The organism is Parasphingorhabdus sp. (genome assembly GCF_048269865.1).
Classification (GTDB): Bacteria; Pseudomonadota; Alphaproteobacteria; order Sphingomonadales; family Sphingomonadaceae; genus Parasphingorhabdus.
Map to the genome: position 1 here is coordinate 83,698 of NZ_JBLWUA010000003.1, position 12,028 is coordinate 95,725.

8 protein-coding genes and 1 tRNA gene are annotated in these 12,028 nt (G+C 58.4%); 5 read left to right on the forward strand and 4 right to left on the reverse strand.

What is annotated here, in order from left to right:
* Position 1 precedes the first annotated feature (1 nt).
* Both ACN0WW_RS04790 and ACN0WW_RS04795 read left to right on the forward strand, forming a co-directional pair.
* Positions 2 to 1,267 (forward strand): cytochrome P450, encoded by a 1,266-nt coding sequence (locus ACN0WW_RS04790; protein ID WP_417609951.1) that lies wholly within the window; start codon positions 2 to 4, stop codon positions 1,265 to 1,267.
* Positions 1,268 to 1,404: 137 nt separating this feature from the next.
* A complete protein-coding gene (locus tag ACN0WW_RS04795) occupies positions 1,405 to 2,742 on the forward strand; it encodes an aromatic ring-hydroxylating oxygenase subunit alpha (protein WP_417609953.1) in 1,338 nt (445 codons plus the stop codon).
* A 268-nt stretch (positions 2,743 to 3,010) separates the two neighbouring features.
* On the opposite strand, the gene ACN0WW_RS04800 is transcribed toward ACN0WW_RS04795, so the two are convergent.
* Positions 3,011 to 3,084: transfer RNA gene (locus ACN0WW_RS04800), tRNA-Gln, on the reverse strand.
* A 220-nt stretch (positions 3,085 to 3,304) separates the two neighbouring features.
* Between ACN0WW_RS04800 and ACN0WW_RS04805 the strand changes: the two genes are divergently transcribed.
* Together ACN0WW_RS04805 and ACN0WW_RS04810 are read left to right on the forward strand one after the other, a co-directional pair.
* Entirely contained in the window at positions 3,305 to 4,414 is a 1,110-nt protein-coding gene (locus ACN0WW_RS04805) for a Ppx/GppA phosphatase family protein (RefSeq protein WP_417609955.1), read from the forward strand.
* Entirely contained in the window at positions 4,414 to 5,088 is a 675-nt protein-coding gene (locus tag ACN0WW_RS04810) for an RlmE family RNA methyltransferase (protein WP_417609957.1), read from the forward strand. Before ACN0WW_RS04805 ends, ACN0WW_RS04810 begins: the two co-directional genes overlap by 1 nt.
* On the opposite strand, the gene ACN0WW_RS04815 is transcribed toward ACN0WW_RS04810, so the two are convergent.
* From ACN0WW_RS04815 to ACN0WW_RS04825, 3 genes are all read right to left on the reverse strand, one after another.
* Positions 5,085 to 5,870: a DsbA family protein gene (locus ACN0WW_RS04815; RefSeq protein WP_417609959.1), complete on the reverse strand. Its 786-nt coding sequence runs from the start codon at positions 5,868 to 5,870 to the stop codon at positions 5,085 to 5,087. The genes ACN0WW_RS04810 and ACN0WW_RS04815 overlap by 4 nt on opposite strands.
* A gap of 74 nt (positions 5,871 to 5,944) precedes the next feature.
* Entirely contained in the window at positions 5,945 to 7,348 is a 1,404-nt protein-coding gene (locus tag ACN0WW_RS04820; RefSeq protein ID WP_417609961.1) for a M48 family metalloprotease, read from the reverse strand.
* 117 nt (positions 7,349 to 7,465) lie between these two features.
* A complete protein-coding gene (locus tag ACN0WW_RS04825) occupies positions 7,466 to 10,162 on the reverse strand; it encodes an Rne/Rng family ribonuclease (protein ID WP_417609963.1) in 2,697 nt (898 codons plus the stop codon).
* Positions 10,163 to 10,681: 519 nt separating this feature from the next.
* On the opposite strand from ACN0WW_RS04825, the gene ACN0WW_RS04830 reads away from it, so the two are divergent.
* Positions 10,682 to 11,926 (forward strand): N-acetylmuramoyl-L-alanine amidase, encoded by a 1,245-nt coding sequence (locus tag ACN0WW_RS04830; protein ID WP_417609965.1) that lies wholly within the window; start codon positions 10,682 to 10,684, stop codon positions 11,924 to 11,926.
* The last annotated feature ends 102 nt before the right edge of the window (positions 11,927 to 12,028 follow it).

Below are 12,028 nucleotides of genomic sequence, written 5' to 3' on the forward strand. Positions count from 1 at the left end.
TATGGCAACCACGGGCGATCTCGAGATCAATCTGCTGGATGCAGAAACGCAGCAATGTCCTTATGATGCCTATAAAAGGTTGCGCGACGAAGCGCCGGTCTACAAGCAGCCGGGCACCGATATCTATGTCATCACCCGCTATGAGGATGTCCGCCGGGTTCTGCTGGACCCGGAGACTTTTTCCAGCAGTCCGAAGAAATTCGCAGCTTTCGGCAAGACCGGCAGCGCGGAACGTCAGCGCGTCGTGCAGCAGCGGTTTGAGGAGAAGGGCTGGCTGCCCGAACCGACGCTGGGCAGCCGCGATGATCCCGACCACAAGCAGATGCGGGCGATGTTCAACGAAGCGTTCAGGCCGAGCAAGATCAAGACCATGGACCCGCTGGTTGAGAATCTCGCCTATGAGCTGATCGACGGCTTTATCGACGATGGCGAGTGCAACTGGGTCAGCCAGTTTGCGGTGCCATTACCGCTATATATCATCGGCGAGCAGATGGGCGCGCCGCGCGAGGACATGTGGAAGATCAAGCGCTGGACCGACGCCTTCTTTCACCGGATATCGATGATGCTCGACGAGGAAACGGAACTCGAGATGGTCGACCGCGAGATCGAGGGGCAGCATTATTTCCATCCGGTTTTCGAGCGGCTGCGCAAAAATCCCGACGACAGCCTGCTCAGCGAGCTGGTCAACCGGGTGATCGAGGAATGGGGCCGACCACTGAGCGACAATGAACTGCACGCCGAAATGATGGCCGACACATTTGTCGGGGGCAGCGAGACCACGACCAACGCGCTGGCCTCCGGGATTAGGTTGCTGATCGAGAACAAGGATGTCTGGGAGCAGCTGAAGAGCGATCCCGACCAATATATGAAGACCTTTGTCGAGGAGGTGGTGCGTCTGGAATCGCCGGTGCAGAGCCTGATGCGCTTCGCCGCAGAGGATGTCGAATTACACGGCGTAGCGATCCCCAAGGGGGCGCTTATCAATGTCCGCTTTGCCGCGGCCAACCGCGACGAGAGTGTGTTCGACTGCCCGGAGAAAATCGACCTCGAACGCAAACGGGCAGGGGCGCACATGGGCTTCGGTTCGGGCGTCCACCATTGTCTTGGCGCGCCGCTCGCCCGGCGCGAACTGACCTGGGGCTTTACCGCCGTGGTCGACCGGTTCGAGGATATGTGGTTTGTCGAGGGCAAGAATGATTTTGCCATCCACCCGCATTTCCTGCTGCGGTCGCTCAAGGAACTGCACATCGGATTTACCCCGAAATAGAGCCGCCAAGGCTGCTGTCTGACAGGCGATAACCTTGGAGCGCCAGCGCTCATCATTAGAATAGTGCTCATAGGATCGCTCAAATGTTATGATATTTTCAAATAACGTCTGGAAGAAAAATATTAGGAGAGAAGAACATGGCTGACCGCGATCCTGGTGAAATGACCCGGCAACGGGCGGACATTTCAAAGCAACCCGAGCCGACTTTGCGCGGTGACCCGATCACGCCGGAGCGCTATTTTTCCAAAGATTATATGGACCGGGAATGGGACAAGATTTGGACCCGGACCTGGCAGATCGCCGGACTTAAGCGGGAACTGGAAAACCGCGGCGACTATATCACGACGTCGCTGGGCCGGGAGCGGATCCTGGTAACGCGCGGCGATGATGATGTCATTCGGGCCTTTTACAACGTCTGCCAGCACCGCGGGCTGCAGCTGATGGCTGAACCATCGGGCAACACGCGCCGATTGACCTGCCCCTATCATGGCTGGGCCTATGACCTGAAAGGAACGCTGAAAGCGGTTCCGGACGAAGCCGATTTCGCGCAGGGCAGCCCGTGCGGCAAACTCAATCTGGTCGAGATTCCGTGCGAGAGCTGGGCCGGTTTTGTCTGGTACAATATGGATCAGGACTGCTCGCCGCTAAGAGAATTTCTCGGGCCGATCGCGGACCAGATCGATTCCTATCCGATGGAAGACATGCGGCGGACCCACTGGGTGACGATCGAAGGCGATTTCAACTGGAAGCTGGTGCAGGATAATTTTAGCGAATCCTATCATGTGCCCTTTGTCCATCCGTCGTCGAAATTCGTAATCGAGTATAGTCACCATCAATGCCAGTTCGATCATTATCCGGAAGGCCATTGCCGGATGTTCATGCCGGGCGCCGGGCCGGCGGAAGCGATCAAGGGCGGGGAAAAGGAAACGCTGGAATCGCTGAGCGAAGAGCTGAAGCGGTGGGAGCTGAACCCTGACGATTATCGCGGCGGCAAGACGCGCAATATCCGCAAGGACCTGCAACGGCAGAAGCGCAAGCTGGGTGAATCCAAGGGCTATGATTTCTCGAGCTATCATGACGACCAGCTGACCGATAACTGGCACTATACGATTTTCCCGAACCTGTCGTTCAGCCTCAAGCCGGACGGCAATATCTGGCTGCGCGCCCGGCCGCATGAAAGCGACCCGGAAAAATGCTATTTCGACATGTGGTATATGACGCTGTTCCCGAAGGGTGAGACAGAATATTATTCCTGGGTGATGGGCGAATTTGTCTCGATCGACACGCCTGCGCAGCATGTCCAGGGCAAGGCAGGGGAAGTATCCGCCGGACCGGCCATCGACGAGGATCTCGAAATCTGGCCGCTGCAACAGCAGGGCCTGCACTCGAGAGGCTATCAGCGCGATTATCTTGCGGGACAGGAAAGCCGGATGCGCTATTTTCACGAAACGCTGGAAGACTGGCTGGAGCGTTAAGCCGGGCAACGGTTTGAGAGCGACCATCTGGGCGAGCTGCAGCAGCTGTGGCTCGCCTGCGATCGGCAGGACGGAATCGGGGAGCGATTTGCGGTTTTCTGATCCGTCGCTGCTGCGGTAGGCTCAGGGGCCGTGTGCCGCGCCAGGCTTTCTCTTAAACGGATATTTGGGCCGGTTGATCAGGTCATTTGGACCGAACCGCGCGTGCGTACGCCGCGCTGTGCCGCGCCTTTGGCCTTTTCCGCTATGCTGATCTGAGGAGAAATATTGGATCCCCCGTGAGGATTCGAACCTCAATTAACGGAGTCAGAGTCCGTGGTATTACCATTATACGACAGGGGAGTGCCGGTGCGGGGCAATAGGCAGGGAGCGGCTGCGGGTCAACCCCTTTGGTGATGGTCAGCCAAGATAGGTTGAGGTCGCTGAGGGCGGCAATAGTGACCGCATATTATATTTTCCATGCGACATGGTTACCGCCCCTTGCGCCGGGCGCATAGCGACGTTATCTTCGCAACCAAGTACCGGCGGTATTATCCGATCCGGAGAATATAAGAGTACGGTTATGGCGGATCACGCATCCCCATCGCCGCATGATAAAAAAGGCGGATCATCCGCAAGGAAATCCCGCCCGAAACCTGCGGCGACACATAAAAAACAGGGCAGTAATGCGCCTATCGTCCGTCCAGGACCGGCGCGGTGGCCGAAGCTGCGCTCCTATGCAGCTATCGATCTGGGAACCAACAACTGCCGATTGCTGGTGGCAAAGCCGTCTTCGGATGGTTTTATCGTCACCGATGCTTTCTCGCGCGTAGTGCGGCTCGGCGAAGGACTGGTTGAAACCGGTCAGATCAGCAACCGCGCAATGGACAGGGCGGTTGCGGCGCTTTCCATCTGTGCAGACAAGTTGCGGCGGCGCAATGTTACGCTTGCCCGGTCGGTTGCGACCGAGGCTTGCCGGCGAGCCAGCAATGGCGACAAGTTTATCGAACGGGTTCGGCGCGAAACCGGCATTGCGCTTGACGTGATCACGGCGGAAGAAGAGGCGCGGCTGGCGGTTCTGGGCTGCCAGATCTTGCTGGAGCCAGGCGAGGGGCCAGCGCTGATCTTTGATATTGGCGGCGGCTCGACCGAGCTTGTGCTGGTCGACACCAGCGGTTCTGCGCCCGAGATTATCGACTGGCAGAGCGCGCCCTGGGGTGTTGTCTCTCTAACCGAAAGCGAAAAGTTCGATGGCAACGACCCGGCAGCGCGGCGCGCGGCCTTTGCAGCGATGCGGGCACGGGTCAGGGACAGTTTCGCCAGCTTCGCCGAACGCTTGCCGCGGGTGGACCGGTGCGATTACCGGCTCCTGGGTACCAGCGGTACGGTGACCACGCTTGCCAGCCTGCATCTGAAACTGCCGCAATATGACCGCAAAGTTATCGATGGCCTGATCGTGCCCACGGAATCGATGCGGGAAATCAGCAATATGCTGGCTCACGCCTCGCCGGACGAGCGCGCGGATATCCCGTGTATCGGTCGCGAACGGGCCGATCTGGTCGTTGGCGGCTGTGCGATCCTTGAATCGATACTCGATATCTGGCCAGCGACCCGAGTCGGCGTCGCGGATCGCGGCATTCGCGAAGGCATATTGCGCTCGCTGATGTCGGCCAACGAACGGCGCGCTGTCTGATGAGCCGGGGCAGATCAGGAGGCAAACAGAGAGTCAAAACCGCCAAGGGGCGGAAGATCGGATCGACCCGTTGGCTCGAACGGCAGTTGAACGACCCTTATGTCAAAAAGGCGAAGGCAGAGGGCTATCGCTCTCGTGCTGCCTACAAGCTGCTGGAACTCGACGAGCGATTCAAACTGGTGCGCAACGCCAAGGCGGTTGTCGATCTGGGCATCGCACCGGGTGGCTGGGCGCAGGTGATGCGAAAATTTGCCCCAAAGGCGGCTGTCGTCGGAATTGATCTGCTGGATGTCGACCCGATCGATGGGGTGACGATTTTCAAGATGGATTTCATGGACGATGCGGCACCGGACATGCTGATCGAAGCCCTAGGCGGCAAGCCGGATCTGGTGCTGTCGGATATGGCGGCAAATACGGTTGGCCATCAGCAAACCGATCATTTGCGGACAATGGGGCTGGTCGAAGCCGGTGCCTATTTCGCGGTTGATAATCTGCAGGAAGGCGGCGCGTTTGTTGCCAAGGTTCTGGCGGGCGGGACCGACAATGAGCTGCTGACGCTGCTCAAGCAGCATTTCGATGTGGTCAAACATGCCAAGCCGCCAGCGAGCCGCAAGGGATCGTCAGAATGGTATGTGATTGCCCAGGGCTTCAAGGGCAAGCCGTCTGCCGCTTAATTGGCAGCGCGGGCTTTTGCGATCATCTCTTTGAGTCCATCATAGCCCACCGCGCCGACTTCTGACTGATCGCCGATCACCCAGGCGGGTGTGCCGGTGAAGCGCAGTTTCCGGGCGATAGCGATATTGTTTTCGATTTCCTTTTTCGCCTCGGGCGACTTGATGAAGGCCCGCGCCGCAGCCATGTCCAGTCCGACTTCATTTGCCGCCGCCTCTATTGTCGAGGGTGTTGGCCGGCCGGTGGCGAACATGGTTTTGTGAAACGCGTAATATTTGCCCTGTTTCGCCGCCGCGAGGGCCATGAGAGCGGCGTCATTGCTGGCTTCACTGAGAATCGGAAGCTCGCGGAATACCACTTTGACATTCTTGTCTTCCGCAATAAGTTTGGCGATGTCGCGCTCTGTTTGCTTGCAATAGGGGCAGTTAAAATCGGAATATTCGACAACGACTACGTCGCCATCGGGATTGCCCGCAAATGCCGCCCCGGCGAACGGCTTTTCGATCTGGTCGCGCACCTCATCAATAGCGGAAGCCTTTTGACGGTTTTGCAGCAGCTCGACCGCTTCCGGAATGATTTCGGGATTTTTCAGGATATAATCGCGGACGATCGCTTCGATCGCCTTTTGCTCTTTCGCATCAAAACCCGCAGCCAATGCCGCTTCGGTCGCTGCTTGCGTTGAGGCCGTGCTGCTGGTCTGCCAGAACCAGACACTCAATGCTGCCGCTATGGCCAGTCCGCCACCCGCCATAATCATCCACTTTCTGTTTTTGTTATCATCCACAATCGGCTTCTTTCGTTGCAGGAGGGCATTGGCGATGGTCGCACCGCTTGTCCAGCCCAAACCATAGATATGGGCTAGCGGCGGCGGCGGTTGTTTTTCTCAAATTCGGCCTTGGCAATAAACGAAATATCCTGGGCACGGATCCAGTCGGGGGTGTTTTCAGGAATACCGGCCATGGCAATCTGCGAGCTGCGGATGGCGCTCGCGTAATTTCGTTCGAGCAACGAACTTTCTGCCGTCGCCAGCTGGGCGCGCGCGATATCGCCTTGCTGGGAATAGACAACGCCGAGCTGGTACCAGGCGAAGGGGTTGCGATTGTCCTTGTTGACTGCCGCTTTCAGGACCTTCGCCGCCTCATCGAGATATTGCGGGTCTTCGGTGGCGATCAGGGCATGGCCAAACAGACTCGCGATCAGCGGCTGGTTGTTGGTCAAATGGACGGACTTGCGCAGCGCCTGCAGCGCTTCATCCGGCTTGCCGGACTCGAGCAGAATCTGGCCCTGCAATTCGAGGAAATAGGGATCATTCGGTGCGGTTTTGAGGAGATTGTTGACCTCATAGAGAGCCCGATCCGGATAGGCGCTCTTGTGCCAGGCATAGGCCCGTGCATAGCGGGCAGGGACGCTCTGATCGCTCTCGGGATATTCGCGCAAGGTGACGGCCGGTTCAGCAGTATAGCCGAGCAGCTTGGCCTTCACCCGCTGGAACCGTGCTTCAATCTCGGGGTCTGACGGTTTGTCCCAGGCCGGGTCCTTTTGATAAACGTCGCGGAGCAGGGTTACGCGTTCGCCCGATAGAGGATGGGTTCGCCCGTAGCTGTCCTCTTGCGGGATTCCGAGGCGGAATTCATAATTTTGCAGCTTCTTGAAAAAATCGATCGAGCCTCTGCCGGATATGCCTGCGGCAGACAGATAGCGTGCGCCCGCCGAGTCCGCCGACCGTTCCTGCACTCTGCTGAAGGCCAGAAACTTGCCCATTGCGGCTTGCTGACCCGCGGCCAATATGCCCATTCCGGCATCGCCAGCACCAGCAGCGATCGCCGCCGCCCCCAGAAGGAGACTGAGTACGGTGATGCCGGTAGCGGTTTTTACGCCCTCGTCGAACCGGATGATATGTCCGCCGGTGATATGGCCAAGCTCATGGGCCATAACGCCTTGCACTTCATTCGCGGTGTCGGCGGTTTCGATAAGGCCGGAGTAGAAATAAATTCGCTGACCGCCAGCGACAAAAGCGTTAATCTGACGATCATTGATCAGGACGACTTCCACCTCGTCAGCGTCGAGTTCGGATACGGCCACCAGCGGTGCCACCATATCGGTAAAGAGAGCTTCCGTCTCTGCATCGCGCAGGATGGATTGAGCGGCGACCGGCTGCGCCGTGATCGACACTATCGCCAGCAACGCGACCATGAAACGGATCGACCGGCCAGCGGATCGCAGGCAAATGCGGGAAAATGGGACAGCAAGCAAATTGCGCATGGAATTCCTAAGCATCTAAGTCCGGTTAAAGTCTTCCCCTGCCACTAGCTGCCTGAACCATGGATGAAACCAAGGCCGTTCCCGCCCGATATTCGGGCGGGAACGGCCTATAGTTTTTTATCCGAACGTGCGTTGCCACCAGCCCTGACGGGGCTTCTCATCGCTCGATTCCTTGGCATCGCTGTCCGATGCTTTGGCGACGGCTTCGTCTTTTGGCTTGGCCGCTGTCTCGTCTTTCGGTTTGGCCGCTGCCCTGGATTTGCGCGGCTTGGCTGGCGTCTTTTCCTTGGCTTCTTTCGCGTCCTCTGTCGCTACCGATGCCGCCTTGTCAGCGGTCTCGGCATTGTCAGCCTTTTTGGCACGTGACCGTGGAGCCCGTTTTGCCGCCGGCTTTTTGGCCGTGGTTTCTTCGGTGGTTTCGCCCTTGGCCTCAGGCGCAGAGGCTGCGGCGTCGGCCTTTGGCTTGCGCGGTGCGCGACGCCGTTTCGGCTTTTCTTCAGCCGCTTCGGCACCGTCTTCCTTGCTGGCTTCAGGCTGCTCGGCCGGGGCCTCGCTTTTTGCAGTACGGCGTCTGCCGCGCGGCTTTGGCTCGGCTTTGTCCTCGCCATCGGCTTCGGCGTTCGCGTCGGGTGCAGCATCCGCCTTGCGGGCGCTGCTGCGGCGGGTCTTGGGTGCAGGCTTGTCGGCCTTGTCCGAGCTGTCCGTTTCGCTTGCCTGTGCTTCGGCTTCGCCGGAATTGTCCGAACCGGCATTTTCAGTATTACCAGAATCCGAACGATCGCCGCCGCGATTGCGTCTGCCGCGCCGCCGCCGTTTGCGTTTCGGGCGATCTCCGCCGTCATCGCGGGAGTCCGACTGCCGCTGCTCGCCGTCGGAGGCTTCGGTCTCGTCCGCGATATCGTCATCATCGTCGTCATCATCGACAATGGGTTCGAACTTCGGCATGTTTTTTGGCGGACTGCCAGAGGTCTGGATGTCCATCCGCGCCCCTTCGGTCTCCCCATCGGGCACGATTTCGATCGAGACGCCGTAGCGTTTTTCAATATCCTCAATCTCGTGACGCTTGCTGTTCAGCACGTAAATGCACGCTTCCTGGCTGGTGCGCAGAGTGATCTGGCTTGCCTTGCCCTTGGCGGCTTCCTCTTCCAGCAGGCGCAGGACGGACAGCGCTGCAGAGGATGCCGTCCGCACCAGTCCGGTTCCTTCACAATGCGGGCAGACCTTGGTCGAGGCCTCCAGAACGCCGGTGCGCAGGCGCTGGCGGCTCATTTCCATCAGACCAAAGCTGGATATGCGTCCGACCTGGATGCGGGCCCGGTCGTTTTTCAGCGCATCGCGCATCGCGCGCTCAACTTTGCGGACATTGCCGGTGCGGTCCATGTCGATGAAATCGATCACGACGAGGCCGGCCATGTCGCGCAGGCGCAGCTGCCGAGCGATCTCGGCGGCGGCTTCCATATTGGTCTTGACTGCGGTCGCCTCGATGCCGTGCTCGCGGGTCGAGCGACCGGAGTTGATGTCGATCGACACCAGTGCCTCGGTCGGATTGATCACCAGATAGCCACCGGATTTCAGCTGCACTTCCGGCGAGTACATCGCCGACAGCTGGTCTTCGACGCCATAACGCTGGAACAGCGAAACCGGGTCGGCGTAGCTCTTCACGCGTTTGCTGTGGCTTGGCATCAGCAATTTCATGAAATTCTTCGCCGCCGTATAGCCGCTGGCGCCTTCGACAAGCACTTCTTCAATCTCGCGATTGTAAATGTCGCGGATCGCGCGCTTGACCAGATCGCTGTCGCTGTGGATCAGGCTTGGTGCCGTTGCGCTCAGCGTCTTTTCGCGGATCTCATCCCACAGCCTGGCAAGATAATCGAAGTCGCGCTTGATTTCAGGCTTGGTGCGGGACAGGCCAGCGGTGCGGACAATGCAGCCCATGCTGGTTGGCAATTTGAGGTCGGCGATGATCGATTTGAGACGCTTTCGATCGCCAGCATTGTTGATCTTCCGGCTGATGCCGCCGCCGTGAGACGTGTTCGGCATCAATACGCAATAGCGACCGGCCAGGCTGAGATAGGTGGTGAGCGCAGCGCCCTTGTTGCCGCGTTCTTCCTTGACGACCTGGACGAGCACAACCTGCCGGCGCTGAATAACGTCCTGAATCTTGTAGCGTTTGCGCAGCGCCATACGCTTCTGGCGCGCCTGGTCGCTGGCCTTGGGCATGTTGCCTTTGCCGCGACCCTTGTTGCGGCCACCACGGCCGCGACGGCCACCCTTGTTCTTGCCGTCCGCGCTGTCTTCCGACGAATCATCATCCTCGTCGGAGTCGTCGTCCTCGTCGTCTTCGTCATCGCCAGGATTTTCCTGCGGAATTTCGCCTTCGGTGACGTCGATCGTGTCGACGCTGTCATCCTTGTCGACTTCCACCAGCGCGGTATCGAGTTCTTCTGTGGCTTCGCTGCGCACCATATCGGCTGGCGCGTCGTCCTCTTCCTCTTCCTGCGCGCGCAGGGCGGCTTCCTCTGCCGCATGTTCGGCTTCTTCAGCCAACAGCCGCTCGCGGTCTTCTGTCGGAATCTGATAATAGTCGGGGTGGATTTCGGAAAAGGCCAGAAAGCCGTGGCGGTTGCCGCCATAATCGACAAAAGCAGCCTGCAGCGACGGTTCGACGCGGGTGACTTTCGCTAGATAGATATTGCCTTTGAGCTGTTTATGCTCGGAAGATTCAAAATCGAATTCCTCAATCTTGTTTCCTTTTACGACCGCCACCCGGGTTTCTTCCTGGTGGCGCGCGTCGATTAGCATGCGCGTAGTCATTCAATAGTCTCCTGACATGGAGCCCCGGGTCGATGCCCGGCGGGGCCATGCGATATAATAGGGATGACGGTTCTGTGCGCGCGGTCCTTTGATGAGGGGCGGGCGACGTCATCCGGTTGATTTCAAATATTTCAGATAAAAATGCTTCTGCAACAACCGCATGGCTCTGGCCGTTAGCCAAAGTCTTTCCGCCCAAGGAAGCGCCTCCCGTCTGGAGAGCTTCAAAGTCGGAGATGTCATGCCTCATGTTGCGTCAACCTGGTGTATGCCGGATGATTTCCGGCATTTTGATAAGCCACTCCCGGACGGATCCGGAAAGGCTCAGTCGATTGCTAGCACTGCTTGCGGTGGTCGGCAACTAAAACGTCATAGTTCAGAAACTTAGTTGCGGGTCCTGGTCGGCCTCTTTTCTTCCCTAACAGTCCGTTAACCGCGTCGTTTCACTGCGCTTTACGAATGCATCCTTAATTTGATGTTCACACCGTTCGATAGTGCAATTCATTCAGGACACCGCAATATATGAAATTTGACTGGACCAAAAAGGCCCGCAGGATGCATAAGCAGGCCATGGCACTGGCAACCATATTGGCATCTGCATTATTGTCGGTTCATCCGGCGCAAGCGGGCTCGATCAGCCGGATCGAAGCCGACGGTTCGCATATTACGATCGCGTTTGACGATGTGGTCGAAGAAGTTTCCACCTTCTCCCTGGTGGGTCCTGACCGGATTGCTGTTGATATTCGCGGCGGCAAGGCCGGGCAGGGCGGTTCTGCAAGAGGGATCGTCAAGGGCGTCCGCCAGGGACAATTTACGCCCGACACTGCTCGTGTCGTGTTCGATCTGGAACAGCCCGCGGTGATCACCGATGGCAGTTTCTCCCATGATGGAAAAAGCCTCAGTCTGCGTCTGCGGTCCGTGGGTGAGGGGCAGATTCACGCCAGCCGGCAGTCGTTCCTGCCACCGGCACAATTCCGTGCAGAGCCACCGCGCAAAAGCTACAGCGTCAAGGTTCCCTTGGGCAAACCCAAGGATTCTGTCCGCTTGCCGAAAATATACGGGCCGGATGACCCGAACAGACCGCTGGTGGTCATTGATGCCGGCCATGGTGGCCATGATCCGGGCACGGTATCGCCGCACGGCGGAACCTACGAGAAGAATGTGGTCCTGGCGATTGCACTAGCGGTCCGCGATCGGCTGATCGCCGGTGGCCAGGTGCGCGTGGCATTGACCCGTGATACCGACTCCTTCCTCGTGCTCGAAGAACGGTACGGCATTGCCCGACGGCTCGGGGCGGATCTGTTCCTGTCCATTCACGCCGATGCTGCCGGCAATCAGTCAGCGTCGGGCGCTACGGTCTATACGCTGTCGGAAGTAGCTTCCGACCGGGAAGCGGCGAAACTGGCCGCCCGCGAAAACAAGGCCAACATCATCAATGGCGTCAATCTTGGCGGCGCGACGCATGACGTGTCCTCGATCCTGATCGACCTGACGCAGCGTGAGACGATGAATGTTTCCGCAGATTTTGCCAAATTGCTGCACCGCGAAGCCCGTCAGCAAATGGCATTCCGAAAAATTCCCCACCGTTTCGCTTCGCTGATCGTCCTGAAAGCGCCGGATACGCCGTCGGTCCTGTTCGAAACCGGATATCTTACCAACAAGGACGACGTCGCATTTTTGAATTCCCGGCAGGGAAGAAGCAAGGTTGCAGCGGGAGTGGCCAGTGCAATTGAGGCGCATTTTGCCCGGAAACTGGCGCTGCGCTAGAGGAAAATATCCGCGCGTGATAAGAGCGTCGTCCCGACCCGGGGCGGCGCTCGTTTTTCATCGATAATCGCTGGAAAATGGACGCGAGGCGGTTTAGATAGC